The 18,391-nt window shown below is 63.9% G+C and carries 15 protein-coding genes and 1 pseudogene; 5 read left to right on the top strand and 11 right to left on the bottom strand.

Annotation, left to right across the window (positions count from 1 at the left end; translation table 11 throughout):
• Positions 1-4: 4 nt before the first annotated feature.
• From BWR02_RS07275 to BWR02_RS07225, 11 genes are all read right to left on the bottom strand, one after another.
• On the bottom strand, positions 5-529 hold the full coding sequence (locus BWR02_RS07275) for an SRPBCC family protein (protein WP_236102014.1): 525 nt from the start codon (positions 527-529) through the stop codon (positions 5-7).
• Between the two features lie 15 nt (positions 530-544).
• Positions 545-1,576: a vWA domain-containing protein gene (locus BWR02_RS07270; RefSeq protein ID WP_139557078.1), complete on the bottom strand. Its 1,032-nt coding sequence runs from the start codon at positions 1,574-1,576 to the stop codon at positions 545-547.
• On the bottom strand, positions 1,573-2,133 hold the full coding sequence (locus BWR02_RS07265) for an MxaK protein (protein ID WP_236102012.1): 561 nt from the start codon (positions 2,131-2,133) through the stop codon (positions 1,573-1,575). The genes BWR02_RS07270 and BWR02_RS07265 overlap by 4 nt, the downstream gene beginning before the upstream one ends.
• Complete coding sequence (locus BWR02_RS07260; protein WP_236102010.1) at positions 2,130-3,119, bottom strand: vWA domain-containing protein; 990 nt, start codon at positions 3,117-3,119, stop codon at positions 2,130-2,132. Before BWR02_RS07260 ends, BWR02_RS07265 begins: the two co-directional genes overlap by 4 nt.
• Positions 3,116-4,009, bottom strand: coding sequence for a hypothetical protein (locus tag BWR02_RS07255; protein WP_139557077.1), 894 nt, complete (start codon positions 4,007-4,009; stop codon positions 3,116-3,118). The genes BWR02_RS07260 and BWR02_RS07255 overlap by 4 nt, the downstream gene beginning before the upstream one ends.
• On the bottom strand, positions 4,009-4,863 hold the full coding sequence (locus BWR02_RS07250) for a DUF58 domain-containing protein (protein WP_236102008.1): 855 nt from the start codon (positions 4,861-4,863) through the stop codon (positions 4,009-4,011). Before BWR02_RS07250 ends, BWR02_RS07255 begins: the two co-directional genes overlap by 1 nt.
• A complete protein-coding gene (locus BWR02_RS07245) occupies positions 4,860-5,879 on the bottom strand; it encodes an AAA family ATPase (protein ID WP_139557076.1) in 1,020 nt (339 codons plus the stop codon). The genes BWR02_RS07250 and BWR02_RS07245 overlap by 4 nt, the downstream gene beginning before the upstream one ends.
• 110 nt (positions 5,880-5,989) lie before the next feature.
• Complete coding sequence (locus tag BWR02_RS07240; protein ID WP_139557075.1) at positions 5,990-6,271, bottom strand: methanol dehydrogenase [cytochrome c] subunit; 282 nt, start codon at positions 6,269-6,271, stop codon at positions 5,990-5,992.
• Between the two features lie 35 nt (positions 6,272-6,306).
• Positions 6,307-6,774: a cytochrome c(L), periplasmic gene (moxG, locus tag BWR02_RS07235; protein WP_139557074.1), complete on the bottom strand. Its 468-nt coding sequence runs from the start codon at positions 6,772-6,774 to the stop codon at positions 6,307-6,309.
• A 22-nt stretch (positions 6,775-6,796) separates the two neighbouring features.
• Complete coding sequence (moxJ, locus tag BWR02_RS07230) at positions 6,797-7,711, bottom strand: methanol oxidation system protein MoxJ (protein WP_139557073.1); 915 nt, start codon at positions 7,709-7,711, stop codon at positions 6,797-6,799.
• A gap of 139 nt (positions 7,712-7,850) precedes the next feature.
• Positions 7,851-9,644: a methanol/ethanol family PQQ-dependent dehydrogenase gene (locus BWR02_RS07225; RefSeq protein ID WP_139557072.1), complete on the bottom strand. Its 1,794-nt coding sequence runs from the start codon at positions 9,642-9,644 to the stop codon at positions 7,851-7,853.
• A 567-nt stretch (positions 9,645-10,211) separates the two neighbouring features.
• Here BWR02_RS07225 and BWR02_RS07220 point away from each other — a divergent pair.
• The 5 genes and pseudogenes from BWR02_RS07220 to BWR02_RS07200 all read left to right on the top strand — a co-directional run bounded on the left by BWR02_RS07220 (position 10,212) and on the right by BWR02_RS07200 (position 18,378).
• Positions 10,212-10,742 (top strand): annotated as a pseudogene (locus BWR02_RS07220) (REP-associated tyrosine transposase).
• A 240-nt stretch (positions 10,743-10,982) separates the two neighbouring features.
• On the top strand, positions 10,983-11,519 hold the full coding sequence (locus BWR02_RS07215; RefSeq protein WP_139557071.1) for a PepSY domain-containing protein: 537 nt from the start codon (positions 10,983-10,985) through the stop codon (positions 11,517-11,519).
• Between the two features lie 65 nt (positions 11,520-11,584).
• Complete coding sequence (locus tag BWR02_RS07210) at positions 11,585-12,916, top strand: ATP-binding protein (protein ID WP_236102006.1); 1,332 nt, start codon at positions 11,585-11,587, stop codon at positions 12,914-12,916.
• A complete protein-coding gene (locus BWR02_RS07205) occupies positions 12,913-13,557 on the top strand; it encodes a response regulator (protein WP_139557070.1) in 645 nt (214 codons plus the stop codon). The genes BWR02_RS07210 and BWR02_RS07205 overlap by 4 nt, the downstream gene beginning before the upstream one ends.
• Before the next feature lie 240 nt (positions 13,558-13,797).
• Entirely contained in the window at positions 13,798-18,378 is a 4,581-nt protein-coding gene (locus tag BWR02_RS07200) for an EAL domain-containing protein (RefSeq protein ID WP_162560059.1), read from the top strand.
• Positions 18,379-18,391: the final 13 nt, after the last annotated feature.

Genomic DNA, 18,391 nt, shown 5'->3' with positions numbered 1-18,391 from the left:
GGTTTCACTGACCCGTCTCCAACTGCTGCTTCAACTGATCCAGACCGCTGCGAAACAGTCTGCGCAGCGCCGTCTGGGCGGCTTCGTCGCTGAGCTTCTCCGGTGGTTCGTTGCTGGTATCGCCGCGGTAGGCGCGGCCGATCCACGTCACCTTACTGTTGGCTTCGTCGATCGGCGTGACCCGCAGGGTCGCCGAATACGAACTCACCGGCAGGGCTTCCAGGTTCTCCTTCGCCAGACGGTAACGGTACTCCCGCTGCGCGTCGTCGAAAGCATCGAGATTCTCGGTCACGCTCTGGCCATTCTCGAAAGTGAGAGTCCGCGAACTGCCAGCCATGTTGCCGCCCTGCAGTTCGATCTTCTTCACCGCGGGATTCCATCGATCGAGACCGCCAAAATCTCCGACCGTTTCCCAGACCTTGGCCGCCGGCGCGTGGATATCCACCGCCTCGTCGATCTTTTGTGGGGTCGGGCCGTGGGCGAGGGCGGTCAGCGGTAGGCAGGCAAGCAATACAAGCAAACGTTTCATTGGTTTCATGCTTCGTCAGTGGTTGGTCAATAGAGCCCGGCGCAGACGTCCGGCGAGCAGCAGCAGCGGCTCCACAAGAAAGGTCAGCGCCAGGGCGAGCAGCCCCAAGCTGGCCGGCCACGCGCTGAGGTCGGTGCGGACGCGCTGTTTTCGCGAGAAGTCGGGGAGCATCAGGGCGTGCGGGAGGTCTTCGGGCCGTTCCAGGCGCCGGTACACCAAGCCTGCCTCGCCAGCCAGTTCCTTCAGGTAGTCCTCTTTCAGCGACGACAGGTGCTCATTGCCGATTTCCCACGCGCTGCCGAAGGGGGCGTTCCGCTCGTGGTAACCCTCGATCTCGGTTGGATGGCGGTTCGGCAGACCGAAACTGGAGCGATGGGGCACCTCCTCGGCTGCGTAAAACCCGGCGGGCTCACCCTTTTCGTTGAATTTCGGAATGGGTGACAGCGCAAGCCCACCTACCCCGAGCACGATGCCGTGGCGCTTCCCGGCGAAATCGGCGAGCGCCGGGCGATAGCGTGGATTCCGCGGCGGAGCCTCCTGACCGTCGGTCACGAAGGCAAGTGCGGTATCGGCGTCCGGCAGGGTTCTCAGGGCGTCCACAAGCCCGTCGGCGATACGGCTGTCCGCAGCCCAGGCCATGCGCCAGTCGAGTTGTTCGACGGCAGCGCTGAGCACCGCAAACCCATGGCACACTTCGATGGGCTCGAACAGCAATGCGGAGCGCCGCTCCGTGAACAGGCCGAGGCCGAGCTGGGAACCGCAGGGCAGGTCTCGCACGGTCTGCAGCAGCGCCTTTTTGGTGAAGTCGAGACGGCTTTCGGGGCCGGCTTCCTGGCTGTAGTCGCGCACGTTCATGCTGCGCGTGATATCGACCACGACGATCGCCCGATAGACGGGCTGTGCGCGGGAACCGGTCAGACCGAACGCGGCCAATAGCGTACCAGTCAGCGCAACGGCCAGGCACCCGACCCGGACTCCGGGCAGTGTGATGCGGGCTGCAGGGCCGCCGGGATCGGCACGCACCGCGTCGGCGATCATGCGGCTCATGGCAGACCTCGCGGAAATCCGGGCAGCGTCGCCCAACTGCGATGGGTCTCGGTTTCTTCCTCGGCCTCGTCGGATCGATGGTCGCGCCGGGCCATTTCCGGCAGCAGACGCATGGCCACTTCCAGGTTGTACTTCGCATCCCAGAAGTCCGGCGCGAGGGTCAAGGCCTTACGGTAGGCGTCCTTGGCCAGTTCGAGAGCCGGTACGGCGCGGAAAATCTCCATCTTTTCGACTTGCTCGACGGCGCGGCGCAGGTGCAGGTTGCCCAGGTTGTACTGCAGCAACGCGGTGAACGCCGGATCGCCCCTTCCGGTCAGCCAGTTGTAGAGCTCCAAAGCATCGTCGTGACGTTCGCGCGCGGCCAGATGAATCGCACGCGCCAGTTGCACCGGCGGCGTGGCGCCGGGGCGGCGCTCCACCGGAAGGTCCTGGCCGGAAGTCAGCAACGCAAGATCGGCCCGCTGCTGGGAGACACGGCGCAGCGCACCGATCTCGATCATCGATCCCAACACGCCTAGCACGATGCCCAGCACCAGTAGCGGTCGCAGCGACTTCACGTCCGTGCCTCCGCCAGCTTCACTGCCAGCAACCAGCCGATCGCGAGCGCGGCGGTGGCGTAGCACCAGGCCTGCAGCGGCAGGCGGGGCACACGCTCCCGGTAGCGCATGGGCAGGCGTTCGATCCGGTCGATTTCGCGCATCGCGGCCGCCATGACGTCGGCCGACTCCGCCTCGAACGCGTGGTAGGGCACACCGAGGGTCTCGAAGAACAGATGCAGGTGACGTTCGGGGCGAATCTGCGGCGTGTCGTCGCGCGGGTCTTCAGGGGTCTCGAACAGGCCCGGTGTGTTGGCCGTGCGCAGGAACAGCCAGTACAAGTGAGCGCCGCTCTCGCGAAAGCGCGTGCGCAGCAGGCGTTCGCTGTCCGGGTCGACGACGGCGGCGCCGTCGGACACCAGCAGCACGATGCGGGCGCCGCCTTCTTCCGCCGTCGGTTCGCGAAACAGGCTCAGCGCCAGCGCGAGGCCCTTGCTGACATGGGTGTAGGCCAGGGCAGGGGTGGACAGTGCCCGCAGCGCCGCCAGCGTCGCCTCCCGATTGTCCGTCAGCGGTTCGACGAACAGCGGTGCGGTGCTGAAGGCGGCAACGCCGAAGCGGTCGTGGGCGCGCTTCGTCACGAAGTCGGCGAGCAACCGCTCCGCCGCGTGGGATTTGGACTCCTCGCCGCCGGCCGGCGTCCGACCCGCAAAACTGTGATCCATGCTGTTGCTACGATCGATCAGCATCGCGATATTGGCGCCTTCGCCCACGCGCAGAATCTCACGGCCTTCGCGCGCCGGGCCGGCCAGACCGAGTATCAGGCCCGCGATGCCGACGATCCCGGCGACGATCAGCGAAACGCCGAAGGCGCGAGACAGCGGGTCGGCTGGAACGCGTCCCAGGCTGGAATAGCCGCGACTCTCGAGCGACGACAGGCGCAACGGCAATAGCGCCAGAGGCAATAACAACAGCCACAGCGGCTGTCCGAAGGTCACCGACATCATGCACGGCGCTCGCGTTGGCGACACAGCGTCGCCAGTTCCAGCAGGCGCTCGGGTGGGTAGTCGGCGGGAGACCGGCCTGCATCGGAACCGAAATGCACGGCATACGAGGCCTGGAAGAATGCCTCGATTTGCGGTCGGATCTGCCCCCACGACGGGTGTGCCGACACGAAGTCATCCATTTTCGTCGCAAACAGGGGTTTGCCATAAGTGGCATTGAAAGCCTGGTGCACCCGTGCATAGGCCTCCAGCAACCGCGGACCGGCCAACGGTTGGCGGAGCTCCGCCCGCAGCCAGCGAAACACGGCGGCGAACGCCTGCCGACGGCGCGACCTCGGCAGCCATCCATTGAGCCAGGCGAGAGTCAACCCACAGGCGACTGCGATCAGGCTCCAGCCCGACAGGGGCCCGAGGTGACGCGCCAGGGAGGGCGGCTCTGGTGGCCGGTCGGGCCGCATGTAACTGTCGTCATGTCCCTTTCCGACTGCGACCGGTCGGATCGGTGCCATCGTGAAATTCCAGGCAGGAATCGGCAATGGCTGGCTGACTCCCTGGCACCGGTAGGCAATGGATACGGCCCGAATCGTCAGGGTCTTGACCTCCAGCGGTGCGAAGAAGGTCTGATAAACGCGTTCCAGCCGGAAGCGGCCAGACCCGAGTGGCTGTAGTACGGCACTGCGCAACTCCAGCCAATAGTCGACCCGACCCGGCTGCGGTAACGCTGCCGGCAGCGGCTCGCAGCCGGCAGGTAGGACGAACTCGGCGGCCAGGGGCACGCGGTCTCCGATCACATAGCCGAAGGGTCGCGGCGCGTCGATCAGCACCGGTGGCGTCTCGGTCGCTGCGCTGACCGGCAGCGGGAGCAGGGCCAGGACGAGAGCCGGCGTCCGCATCAGCGCACCGCGCGGAAATACTGGTTGACGGCGGCCGCGTCGAAGGAACCTTCGAGGAACAAGGGGTCCCGTCCCTGTGAGCGCAGGGTTTCACGGAGCCGCTGCCGTCGCTCGTTGAAGGCGTTCAACAGTCGCTCCCGGAGGTCCGCGCGCAGCCATAGCGCGCGTTCATGTCCGGTCTCGAGGTCGGTGAACCGTGCCGGCCCGTTGCCCCGCGCAACCCGCCCCGACTCGGCGGGATCCCACAATACGACCGGCACGACCTCGTGCCGGTGCAGCGTGAGCATGAGTTCCCGAATGACGGGCAGGGGCAAATGGAAATCGGAGATCAGGAAAACGAGGGCCCGGGTGGAACTCAACAGCCGGGCCGCCCGCAGTAGACCCCGCGCATGACTGCCGCGCGGGTGAAACTGCCGCAGTCGGGCGGCAAGGCGCTGGGCTGCCGTCGGCTGGCGCGTCGGCGGCAGCCGCCATTCGAGGCGCGGCGACTCGTCGCAGCCCAGAAAGCCGAAGCGGTCACCGACCCGGCAGGCGGACTGGGACAGGGCCACTACGAAATCGGCGAGCGTATCCATCTTCGAGTACACGCCCGGGTAGTCCATGGACGCCGACAGGTCGGCGATCAGCCAGACCGGAATGGTCACCAGTTGCTGCTGGCGCCGCACCCACAAGGCACCGAGCGGGTCGTTCAGGCTGTGCCGGAGGTCGAGGTGGCTGGCATCCGGTTTGCTCAGAAACGGCGCCAGATCGAAAAACTGCTGCCCGTCGCCGCTCGCACGCCCGGGATGACTGCCAGCCCGCACGCCGCGGGCGCGTCCGCGTAACCGATAGTCGATCTCCGCCATGTACATCATGGTGCGGCAACGGCATTCAGGATCTTGCAGATCAGTTCCGGCACGAGTTCCGAACGATGGAATTCGTAGACGGGGTCCAGCACCAACCGGTGCGCGATCACCGGGTGGAACACGGCCTGGACGTCCTCAGGCAGCACCGCTTCCCGGGCCTGCAGCCAGGCGTGTACCCGGGCGGCGCGCACCAGCAGGCTCATGCCACGCGGACTGGCCCCGGCCTGAATGGCGCCGATGCCCTCGGCATCGCGCAACTGAATGCCGAAATCACCCGGGTGATGAGTCGCCCGCCACAGGTCGACCGCGTACAGGCGCAGCCGCTCGCTGGCGTGGATCGACTCCTGGACTTCCGCGGCGAGGCTATTCAGACGTTTGAAATCGATGAGACCCTCCGGGACCGCACGGATCAGTTCGGAGGTGTCATGGAAGCGCGGCTCGAACATTACGGCCTGCAGATCCCCCGAATCGCGGGGGTAGTCGAGGGCGATCTCCATCGTGAAGCGGTCGCGAGCCGCGGCCGGGAGTTCGAAGGTTTCCTCCTTCTCGACGCGGTTACGGTCGGCGAATACGAGCAGATGCGGGAAATAGAACTCCCGGTTGAAGGCACTGACGCTCTGTTCAGCCATGACGCGTAGCAGCAGCGAGTGAACCTGCGGGCGGGCGCGGTTGATCTCGTTAAAGAAAAATGTCGAGAGCTGTTCGCCGTGACGCAGCAGGGGACCCGGATCCACGCCGGGCTTGCCGCTCGCATCGAGATAGGTGTGATAGACCAGGTCCGTGGGCATCAGATCGACGGTGCCTTCGATCCGGCCGCACTCACCACCCAGGCCACGGGCCATGGCCCGCAGCAAGGTCGTCTTGCCGATACCGACATTCCCTTCGAGCAGGGCGTGGCCGCGCGCGAAGACGGCGATCAACAACAGCCGTATGGCCTGCGGTTGACCGAGGATGACCTGATTCAGATGCGCTTCCAGCAGCAGGGCCGGGGCCCGCCAGTCGGCGAGCGTATGGGGTTTGGTCATAGAACGACTGGGGCAGATAAAGCGTGCCGCGTTGCCGCGGCGACCGGTCAGGAACGCAAAAGAAGGGGGGCGAGCCCCCCCAAAAGTCAGGAAGGGGTGTCGTTACCCGATCACTTGAGGTCGTCGACGTTGTAGACAAACTTGCCGGTCGTCGCGAGGTGCTCGACGCGCTTGCGGTTGCGGGCCTCCATGGCGCGCATCGACTCTTGCTGTTTGTTCAGCTCGGCAGGATCGTGCTGGGGGTCGTATTTGCTGCCCGCCACCTTGTCGGGGTAGCCGGGTTTCGGCTCCCAGCAGTTACCGGGGTATTTGCAGTTGGTGCCGTCATAGGCATTGGCGGTGCCCGCGGCGAACACCAACATCATGGCTGCCGGCAATGTGTGCATTTTCATCGTGTACTCCTCCTTAGGTTGGGATCGCAGTGATCTCACTTCAGCCAGTCGGCCTTCTTCGGGTCGCCGGTGTAGACACTGCGCAGCCAGGCCATGACTTGCAGCATCTCGTCGGCGTTCAGGTTGGTGTTCTGGGGACCCATCATGCCTTGCGCCCCGCCCCAGAGCGTCTCGAACAGACCCACGTCCATGGAGTTACGCGGGTAGGTCCAGTAATCATCGGCCAGACCCGGGCCGAGCTTGCCTTCGGCGTTGTGCCCATGGCAGCCGGAGCAGGCCGTCAGGTACAGACTGTGGCCCTTCTCGATGGCGGCGGCGTCCCCGTTGTACGGGTTCTTGCCGGTCTCCTTGAATTTCTTGAAGGCGTCCGTGTCGCCGCCTTTCTTGCCGAACGAAAAGTCGAGGGTTTCGCCGGTGATCGCGTGGCGGAAAGTAATCTCCGCGGTGGCCGTGCCGCTGAGGCACAGGCCGAGCAGAGCCAGCGCTGGGAGCTTGAATCTCATCGATGCCATGGGGTGGTTTTCCTTAGGATTTGTCTTTCGTAGTCGTTTTTGTGACAGAAGCTGCGGGCTGCGAGGCAGCGGTCGGTGCCACGGCTTTGGCCGTCGGCTGCGTCTCGCCATCCAGCGCGAGCAACGGAATCCCCTCGGCCTTGAGGACCGCGGCGATCTTCGATTGCTGCTTCGCCAAGACACGATTGATATCGTTCAGCAGGGCTTGCTCGCCGTTGCGTACACCGATCGACGTCGAATAATGGTGCGGAATCTTCAGCCCGTCGGACCGTTGCTGGTGGTCGGGAATGACGGTCAACGCCAGGGGCTTGTCGGCTGCGCGCACATAGCGGCCAGCCTGCGGGCCCCACAGCACGGCGATTTCGGCATTCCCGCTGGCAACTTCCTGCACCAGCTTCTCCGGGTCGTAGCGAACGTACTGATTCCGCCGCGATTTGAAGCCCACCAGGGACTGCTGGTAGTGGAACTGGTCGTTGTAGCGGCCGATCGACCGGATCATCGTTTCGGCCGGGGTATCCGGCATGAAGGCGATGTGCCCGGCCTTCTTCAAGGCCTCGCTGTTCCAGTCCTTTACGGACGCGATCTTGTCCTTGCGGTACACGAACACGTATCCGGAGCGGTAATACGGCTTGCTGGTCAGCATGCGCGGATCCCCGGTATCGACGCCCATGACGACGTCGCAAAGTCCGCGTTCGAGTTGATCGCGCACGAAGTAACGCGGATCGGTCCACCAGACGTACTCGACGGGCCGTCCCAGTTCCTTGCCGATCAGTTCGGCCAGCTTGTTCTCGAAGCCCTGGCCAGCCTGATTGGAATAGGGCAGGTCGTTCTCGGCGGCGCAGACCTTGAGCGGCTGCGCGGCGTCGGCGGCACTGGCGCCGAACAACGCCAGGACGCCACTCAAACACATGAGGCGTGCGGAACGCATGGAAGTGGAGATCTCCTGTGGGGGTTAGGGATTACGCTGCGCGGCTCGCCGGTGCGCCGGCCGGCAACGGACGGCGTCCATGGCGGGGAAGAGCTGCCACGCGCCGGCACGCGGCGTCGCGGCAGCTATATCGATCCGTTTACAGCGAGAACACGAAGACCGAGCCGCCCATCTGCGTGTAGTGCGCCAGTTCCTTGAACGCGCCCACTGCGCCGAGGCCCGCGGTCGGATCCTTCAGGTCGAACACCAGGCCGACACCCGGCCAGCCGCCGACGCCCGAATAGATCGCGAGGTACTGCTTGCCCTTGTGGCCGAAGGTGATCGGGTGGCCGATGACCCCGGACGGCAGTTTGAACTTCCACAGTTCCTTGCCGCTGCGGGAATCCAGCGCCTTGATGTAGCCGTCGAGCGTGCCGTAGAAGACCAGATCACCCGCGGTGGCCAGCGTGCCGCCCCAGACCGCGAACTTCTCGGGGATCTCCCATTCCATCTTGCCGGTCACCGAGTTCATTGCCTTGACCTGGCCCAGCGTGCCCTTCGGGCCCGGGTACATGTTCAGCGTCGCGCCGACGAAGAACTGGCCCGCCCGGTAGGGCAGCATGAACGGTTCCCAGTCCATGCAGATGTGGTTGACGCCCATGTAGAACAGCTTCTTGTTGGGGTCATACGCTTCGAGGCCCTGGTTGTGATAGCCCATGGCGGACGGGCAGATGCCCTTGGCCTCGTGGTCCATCCGCGTGCCGTATTCCGGATCGCGTACCGGCACACCGGTCTTCAGGTCGACCTTCTTGACCCAGTTGACGGTGTCGTCGATCTTGAAGGCGTTGACCAGCGCGCCCGTCTCACGATTCAAGGTGTAGACGATGCCGTTGCGGTCCGGGTGGGTCAGCAGCGGCTGCATCTTGCCGTCGACTTCCTGTTCCGACAGCCCCATGTAGTTGACGCCGGCGTAGTCCCATTCGTCATGCGGAGTCTTCTGGTAGCCGAACTTGGCCTTGCCCGTCGCGACGTCACGGCCCCAGATGGTCATCGTCCATTTGTTGTCGCCGGGACGCATGGTCTCGTTCCACGGCGCTGGATTCCCCGAGCCGTAATAGATCATGTCGAGCTTGGGGTCATAGGCATACCAGCCCCAGTTGGTGCCGCCGCCGATCTTCCAGGCATCGCCTTCCCAGGTCGACAGGCCCAGGCCGAACTGGCCGTAGTGCGGATTGGCCTTGTTGAAGTCCTTGTCGAGTAGCATCTCCTCGTCCGGGCCGGTCGCGTAGGCACGCCACGCCATGGCACCGTCCTTCAGGTTGTAGGCGGTGACGTAACCGCGCACGCCCAACTCGGCGCCCGAGGTGCCGACCAGCACCTTGTCCTTGACGACGAAAGGCGCGATGGTCAGCGTGGAGCCGACCGTGATGTCGGAGTTCTCCATCTTCCAGATTTCCTCGCCGGTCTTCGCATTCAGTGCGACGACATGCCCGTCCAACTGGTTCAGAAAGATCTTCGCCGGGCCGTGATCGCCGGATGGCACATAGGCCAGGCCGCGGTTGACCACGTCGCAGCAGGCGACCGCGCGGGCCGCGGGGTTCTGCTTGGGCTTGTACTGCCACAGGATCTTGCCGGGCTCGTTGAGATCCAGCGCATAGATGTTGTTCGGGAATGGCGTGTGGACATACATGATGCCGTCCGCGACCAGCGGGCCGCCTTCGTGACCGTGCAGCGTGCCGGTGGAGAAGGTCCAGGCGACTTTCAGATCCTTCACGTTGGACGCGTTGATCTGGGTCATCTTCGAGAAGTGCGTGGCACTGTAGTCCTTGGTCTGCATGACCCAGTTCTCGTCGCTTTCGGACATCCGGATGAGGTCCGGATTGGCCTGCGCCGGGGCCATTGCCGCGGCTATTCCGCCGGCTAGCAGGCTGAGGGCCACTTTTCGTACATGCATGTGAACTGCTCCTCCAGGTCGTTGGTCTTGTCATGCCAACCCACGGTCGGGGCGGGCATGAGATCTCGTCGTTTCGGCGGTGAATTCTGCGGCCGAGGGCACGCGGCGACCTACGGAATTCGGCCTGATTGGGGGCGGGAAAAAATCCGGCCCGGCCGCGCATACCATGTGCCGGCGGTGCTCCACCCATCATGGCCGTCGGTCGGAATAGCCGTAGGGTGGAACCATGGATGGGTTCTACCTGGCGGATCGCCCTGCGGGCATCCGTCCTACGATGAGGCGTGCAACGGCCGTAGGGCGGAACCATGGATGGGTTCCGCCGGATGATGGCGATGCCTCGCCCTACACTGTGTCCTTGACGTAGCGTGTTGGGTTCTGGCGGATCGCCCTGCGGGCATCCGCCTACGATCAGGCGTGCAACGGCCGTAGGGCGGAACCGTGGACGGGTTCCGCCGGATGATGGCGATGCCTTACCCTACACTGTGTGTTTGACGTAGCGTGTTGGGTTCTGGCGGATCGCCCTGCGGGCATCCGCCCTACGATGAGGCGTGGAAGCGGGGAGAGCGGATGCCGGATTATCGGCGTCATCGGGTACCGGGCGGGACCTATTTTTTTACGGTGAACCTGCTGGAGCGCCGTCGGGATATCTTGGTGCGGCACGTCGACCGGTTGCGCGAAGCGGTGCGGCGCACCCGGGAGGAGCGGCCGTTCCATATCGATGCGTGAGTGGTCATGCCCGATCATCTGCATTGCGTCTGGACCTTGCCGCCAGGCGACGACGATTTCTCGAATCGTTGGAAGGCGATCAAGATCCGCTTCGTGCGCGGTCTGCCGCGCACGGAAGGGCGCTCAGCGGTGCGTCAGGCCAAGGGCGAGCGCGGGATCTGGCATCGGCGCTTTTGGGAACATCTGATTCGTGATGATCGCGACTATGCCCGCCATGTCGACTACGTGCATTGGAATCCGGTCAAACACGGTTACGTTGATCGGGTGGGCGATTGGCCGTATTCATCGTTTCACCGCTATCTCCGGTTGGGCCTGCTGCCGACAGACTGGACCGCCAGCATCGACAAACACTCCGACACCTACGGAGAGTAGGGCGGAACCATGGACGGGTTCCGCCGTATGAAGATCCCGACGCCGCATCAGGGGTGGGTTCCGCCGGATGCTCGCGATTGTCCAGGGTTTCCTCGCTAGGGAAGTTTTCCCGAAAGTGGGCCGGGGCTAACCGCTCGGCTTGTGACTCTCCGGGCCTTGGGCTAGGCTGCGGGATCGACGGCAGTTCCATATCGCGACACCCGCCGCCGACTTCCCGTTCGTCCCATCCATTGTCTGTTCATGACTCATCGAACCTCGCTCGCCCCGCTCGCGGCAACGCTACTCGCGATGCCGGTGACGCCCGGTGCGGCGGAGAACTTCAAAGCCATTACGACACGGATACGGATCGAGGATTGCCGTGCGGCGGTCGCGGCCGCGCACCCGGGTCCGGTAATCAAGATCGAATACAAGTGGCGCGAGCGACGTCTGATCTACGAGTTCGAAGTCGCGGGCGAGGACGGTACGCGCTGGGAAATCGAATGCGACGGCTATTCCGGGAAGATCGTCGGGACGGAACGGGAAGTCGCGAGTCCGGATGACCCCCTGTTCGCTGCCAACCGTCGGATCGGTCTCGAAGAAGCGCGTCGCGTCGCGCTGGAGCGGTATCCCGGTGAGGTCGTGGAAGCCGAGTACGAGATCAAGAACAGCGGCGCAGCATCCTATGAGTTCGACATACGGGGCTCGGACGGTAGGGAATGGAAACTGGAGGTCGATGCCGCCAGCGGGCGTATCGTCGACGATGCGCACGAAGAGTTCCACCAGACCGGCCGTGACTAGCGCGATGCGTTCGATGGGCCTTGGCGGCGACGGGCGTCGGCGATAAGGATGGAGACGGGGCTGCCGTGAGTCTGCGCTTTCGTTTGAATTTGATGATCGGCCTGACGATGCTGCTGATCATCGGCCTCGGATTCGTATTCGCCATCCTTAATGCCCGCCGCTCCGTGGCGGAAGAGGTTGCCTCGACGGTCAATCTGGCGATGCAGTTGATCGAAGCCGGGATCGCCGAGCGCCGCGGTTCCGACCCGCCGGACCAGGCCTGGCTGGCGCAATTGCGGTCGCTGGACCGAACCCGTCACCTGCGTATCCACATCGATCAGCCCCCGGGGGGAATGCATCAGGGCGCGCTCAGCCCGGTCCCGACCTCGCGGGAAGTCCCAGCGTGGTTCGGCTGGGCCGTGACGCCGCCGGCCGGGGTGGCTGAGCGTCGCGTGCCGGTCGAAGGCGGTGCCGAGGCCATGATCCGGATCGAGGCCAACGCCGGCGACGAGATTGTCGAGGCCTGGAATGAAACCCAGGGGTTCCTGCTGTTGCTGCTCGTGCTTGCCGTGGCGATTTACGCGCTGGTCCACGTGACGGTCGGGCGCGCGTTCCGCTCGGTCGGAGTGATCCTGGAAGGACTGGAAAACATCGACAAGGGCGATTTCGGCAAACGCCTGCCGCATTTTCCGCTCCCCGAGTTCGCCCTCATTTCGCGGGCCTTCAATCACATGGCGGCGACGCTGGAACATGCCCGGGAGGAAAATCGTGCCCTGACGCAGCAGTCGCTGCGAATCCAGGAAGAGGAGCGGCGCTTCCTTGCTCAGGAACTGCACGACGAACTCGGACAGTCGGTGACGGCGATCAAGGTCATGGCAGCGACGCTGCGAGCCGCCGGAGAGCAACACAAGGAAGCAGTCGAGCAGATCATGACCATTTGCGACCGTCTGTTCGGCGTGGTTCGCGGCATGATGCGCCGGCTGCGCCCGACCGTACTCGATGAACTCGGGCTGAGTGTATCGCTCGAGGATCTCGTCGAGACCTGGCGGCAGCGACATCCCGAGCTGAGTCTGGCCTTCGATTGCGAGGCCGGTGTCGACGAATGCGCCGGCGAGGCGCGCATTCACCTGTTCCGCATCGTTCAGGAGGGTCTGACGAATATCGTCAAGCACGCCGGTGCGCACCGCGCCGACATCGGGCTGCGACTGCTGCGCGGCGGTGACGGCATGGATCAGGTGTTGCTGGAGGTGGCGGACGACGGTCGGGGTTTCGAGCCGGCCCAGCCCCGCCGTGGCTTCGGTCTGTTGGGGATTCGGGAGCGGGTGGCCAGTCTGGGAGGGCAATTCGAGCTACGGACCCACCCGGGTCGAGGCGTTGTTCTGCGGGTAATCGTCCCGTGCGGAGGTACGGTGCAATGATCAACACTATCAGTGTCATGCTGGTCGACGACCACGCCGTGGTGCGGGCCGGCTACCGTCTGTTGCTGACACAGTCCTCGGACATCAAGGTCATTTGCGAGGCCGAGCGCGGTGAGGAAGCCTGCCAGCTTTACGGACTGCATCGCCCGCAGGTCGTCGTCATGGACTTGAGCCTGCCCGGTATCGGCGGTCTGGCGACGGTGCGGCGGCTGATCGCCCGCGATCCGAATGCAAGAATCCTGATGTTCAGCATCCACGACGAGCCGGCCTATGTGGTGCGGGCGCTGGAGGCGGGCGCGAAGGGCTATATCACGAAGAGCTGTGCGCCGGAGATTCTTGTCGAAGCGGTCGAGCGCATCGCCGGGGGCCAGAACTATCTGGAACACGAAATCGCGCAGAAGCTGGCCCTGCAAACCGGGACGACGGCGCAGAGCAGTTCCTTGAACAGTCTCTCCGCCCGCGAATTCGATGTGTTCTGTCTGCTCGCCAAGGGCTACACGACGCGCGAGGTGGCCGAGGAACTCCGCCTGGGCTACAAGACGGTCGCCAACTATACGACCCTGATCAAGTCGAAGCTGAGCGTCAACACCTCGGCGGAGATGGCCCGGCTCGCCTATCGCCATGGACTGATTGCGAGTTGAGGACCTCGCTGCGGGAGACGCTTTTCGGACGGGGATCAGTAATCCAGCACAGGTCCGTCCGGGAGCGCGGCGCGGTTATGCCTTTGCAAAGCCTCCCCGAGTCGCGATAATTCGAAGGAGTTAGGGGAATGCCGCATCGCCGGCGCCAGGGATGTTGCGCTCGCGATGAGATGCAATCCGGTTGCTTGTTCGACGACCGGGCCCAATCGCGTAACGAGGCATCAGAACCGCACCTCGATTATGAACACGACAGCAGCGCACACCGATCCCGACCCGGACGCCACTGGCGATGAGTCGTCGGCTCGCCGTTTCGTGGTTGGCATCGGAGCTTCGGCGGGCGGACTGGAGGCTCTGAGCCAACTCGTCGCACACCTGCCGCGAGACCTCGGGATTCCGTGCGTCGTCGTACAGCACTCCTCGCCGACCTATCGCAGCATGCTCGTCCAGCTGCTCGCCCGCGAGACCGCTCTCGACGTCGTGGAAGTCGTCGACGGGACGATTCCTCTACCCAACACGATCTACGTCACACCGGCGACGCACAACGTCGTCCTGCGCGGCAATGCGCTGCGCCTGGTGGCCCTGGAAGAGGGCGTGGTACCGCGACCCTCGATCAACACGCTGTTCGCCTCGCTGGCCGAGGCCAAGGGGGAGGACGCCATCGGCGTCATTCTGTCCGGGACCGGCTCGGACGGCGCACTGGGTATCCGGGACATTAAGGCCGGCGGCGGGCTGACCTTCGCGCAGGAGCCCGAGTCGGCCAAGTACAACGGCATGCCCCAGTCAGCCATCGACACGGATTGCGTAGACTGGATACTGCCACCCGCCCGGGTCGCCGACGAAATCGCGGCGCTGGTCCACACCCGGGGATTTGTCGTCCCCGCCCAGGAGTCCGTCTCACTGCCTCTCACGCTGAAAAAGCTGCTTGCGCAGGTGCGTAAGCGGACACGGATCGATTTTTCCGGCTACAAGGACAATACGCTGATGCGGCGCATCGAGCGGCGGATGACGGCCAACCGCCTGTCGTCGCTCGATGACTACCTGGCCTTCGCGCAGGGCAACACCGAAGAGTTGGACCGGTTGTGCCGCGATATCCTGATCTCGGTCACCGCATTCTTTCGCGATCCGGAAGCGTTCCGTGATCTCAGGGTGGCGACCGCCACGCTGATCGCACCCAAGGCTCCGGGTGAGGAAGTCCGCGTCTGGGTTCCCGGTTGCGCCACCGGCGAAGAGGTTTACTCGATCGCCATCGTACTGCTCGAAGCCTGCAGGTCGGCCGCCAAGTCGTTACGCCTGCAGATTTTCGCAACCGACATCGACATCAACGCGCTGGCGAAGGCACGGCGCGGAATTTATTCCTCGAGTGCCGTAAGCCAGATTCCGGCCGAGCTGCTCGGGCGGTATTTCCAGAAGACCGGGGATCGCTACGAGATTGCAGCCTCGGTCCGCGATGCGGTCGTCTTCGCGCGCCAGGACCTCAACCAGGATCCGCCATTCCTGCGGCTCGATCTGATCAGTTGCCGCAACGTGCTGATCTATTTCAAGAACGACCTTCAGGCCCGCGTCCTGGCGATGTTCCATTACGCGCTGAATCCGGGCGGTTATCTGTTTCTTGGGCGTTCTGAGGGCATTTCCCAGCAGGAAGGCCTCTACAGTGTGGTGGACAAGGAGTCGCGGCTGTTCCGTCCGCGTCCGCAGGACAAGCGACTGGCGCTGCTGAACGGCGGCCGCCCATCCCTCGCTCGGGACATCCTGCCGCGCAGCGACCTGACGCCCCCACCGCTCACGCCGGAGTCCGAGTACCGCAACGAAGTGCTCCGGCATTACGGTCCGCCCAGTGTCGTCGTGGATGAAGAGTCGCGGTTGCTGCACGTCTTCGGTGATGTGAACAACTGGATGCAGGTTCCAGACGGCGCACCGTCGTTCGACCTCGCCCATCTGATTTGCCGGGGCCTGCGCAGCGACCTGCAAACCCTGTTGCGGCAGGCCAGAAAGCGGCAGTCGTCGACGCTCGGACGGGCACGATCCATCAGCGCGCCGGGCGGGCAGACGCTTTCGACCCGGCTCGCAGTCCATCCCTTCGTCAGGGACGGGCGGCAGCTTTTCCTGGTGGCTTTCGAACCCGCGCCCGCGCAGCCGTCCAAGGACTCGAAACGCGATGCGGCACCGGAGGAGGGCTTCGATTCTTCGCTGAAGACGCTCGAAGACGAACTGTCGGCCACCCGCGAGCATCTGCAGACCGTCATCGAGGAACTGGAAACTTCCAACGAGGAACTGCAGGCCCTGAACGAGGAAGTCCAGGCATCGAACGAGGAATTGCAGGCCTCCAACGAAGAACTGGAAGCGGCCAACGAAGAGTTGCAGTCGACCAACGAAGAATTGGCGACGATCAATCAGGAACTGCAGAACAAGACCCAGGAGCTGTCGATCACCAACGACGACCTGGAGAACGTACTGAACAATCTCGGTTATCCGGTGCTGGTCGTCAACAACGAACTGACGGTGCTGCGGTACAACCTGACCGCCGCTTCCATCTTCAGCATCGCGCCGGGCAACGCCGTGCTCAGACTGGGCCAGTTGCAACGACCGGCCGGCATCGACGATTTCACGCTGCAGGTGGAACGCAGCATCGCCGAGCGGCGCCCGGTGGAACTGGCGCTCACCAGCGGGGCCCAGCATTACTCGCTGCGGATCAACCCCTATGGCGGTCCACGCGCCGCAGGCGCCGGGGCCGTCATCGTCATGGTCGACACGACGGCCTACAGTGAGGCCCAGTTGCGCTTGCGGCAGAGTGAAGAGAAATTGCTGGCGATCATGAATCACTCGACCGCGCTGCTCAGCGTCAAGGACGTCGCCGGCCGCTTCATCTTCATCAACCGGGCCTTCGAGGCGTTTTTCGGCGTAGAGGCTGCTGCTGTGCTGGGCCGCACGGTGCATCAGGCGCTGCCTGCGGATGTTGCGCAGCAGTTCTGGGACAAGGACATGGACGTGCTGCGCCAGCAGTCCCCGCTCGAAACGGAAGACATTCTGGTCCGCGATGGGAAAGAACGGTGTCTGCTCACGGTCCGGTTCCCGCTGCTGGGTGAAGACGGCCTGATTTATGCCACCTGCACCCAGGCCACCGACGTGACCGAGCGCAAGCGCAGCGAGCAGGAATTGATGCTGGCCGCACGCGTGTTCGAGAAGGCCGGCGAGGGCATCATGGTGACCGATGCGCAGCACGTGATCCTGACGGTCAACGAGGCGTTCACCCAGATCACGGGGCATCGTGCAGAGGAAGTCATCGGTCTGACGCCGGATGTGCTGGCTTCGCATGGCGCCGCCAGCAGCTGGTCCGAAGATGTCCAGCGGGCACTGGCGAAATCCAGTTCATGGCAAGGCGAAGTCGTCAACCACCGGAAGAATGGCGAAGCCTATCCTTGCTGGTTTACCGTCAGCACCGTCAAGAACGGGCAAGGGGAAACCACGAATCACGTATGTCTGTTCAGTGACATCTCTCCACTGCAGAAATCCCAGGCCAGAAACGAGTACCTCGCCACGCATGACGCCATGACCGGATTGCCGAACCGCAGTCTGTTCATCGACCGACTGACCGTGGCCATCGCCAATGCGGAACGGTCGCAACAGCGACTGGCCGTGTTGTTCGCCGATCTCGACAACTTCAAGACCATCAATGACACGCTGGGGCACGATGTCGGCGACCAGGTCATACGCGCGGTGGCGGAACGCATGCGCGAGTGCCTGCGCATCGGAGACACCGTGTCGCGTTTCGGTGGGGATGAGTTCATCCTGCTGCTGCACATCAGCAGCGAGGAGGACATCCGCCAGATCGCGACCCGCATCGCCGCCATGCTCGGCGACTCCATCGAAGTCGACGGGCGGGAGATCTTCACCAGCAGCAGTATCGGGATCAGCTTGTATCCCAACGATGGGCTCGACCCGACCACACTGATCAAGAATGCGGACGCGGCGATGTACCTGGCCAAGGAACAGGGCAAGAACAACTTTCAGTTCTTTTGCGAGGAACTGCGGCGCACGGCCCAGGAACGCTGGGAGATCGAGACCGGCCTGCATCGCGCCTTCATCGAGGACCAGCTTTTTCTGGAATATCAGCCTCAGTACAGTCTCGCCGACGGGCGGATGGTCGGTGCCGAGGCACTGATCCGTTGGCGGCATCCGAGTTGGGGCGTCATCGCCCCGCAGCGCTTCATTCCGGTGGCCGAAAATTGCGGTCTCAGCGATCGGGTCGCGGAGTTCGTAATGAGTCAGGCGTTCGAGCGGCTGCGTGATTGGCGAAGCGGTTTCGCCATGCCGTGCCGACTGGCCGTGAACCTGTCGCCGCGCCAGTTCCAGCGATCGACTTTTCACGCCTACCTGCGGCGCCTGATGTCCGCCTACCGGCTCGAATCGCAGACGCTGACGCTGGAGTTTACCGAAAGCTTCCTGATGGACGACGTCGAGCACACGCGCCTGCTGTTGCACGAGTTGAAGGCCATCGGCATCCGCCTGAGCCTCGACGACTTCGGTACCGGATACTCCTCACTGAAGCTGTTGAAGCGCCTGCCCATCGACGAGATCAAGATCGATCGGAGCTTCGTCGAAGAGGTCGAGACCGTGGCGGACAGCCAGTCCATCGTGTCGACCATTTTGGCCATGGCGCGGTCGCTATCGATCGACGTCGTGGCGGAAGGCATAGAGACGACCGCGCAGTTGGACTTCCTGCGCCACCACGGTTGCCGCTACGGTCAGGGATTCCTGTTCTCCCGTCCCCTGGGCCTGGATCGTTTCGTGACGCTGCTGCATGATACTCCCCCCGCCGACTAGCCCTTCCGCAGCG

Source organism: Methylotetracoccus oryzae, assembly GCF_006175985.1.
Taxonomy (GTDB): Bacteria; Pseudomonadota; Gammaproteobacteria; order Methylococcales; family Methylococcaceae; genus Methylotetracoccus; species Methylotetracoccus oryzae.
Note: the sequence above shows the minus strand (reverse complement) of the source record. Positions and strands in the feature narration are given on the sequence as shown.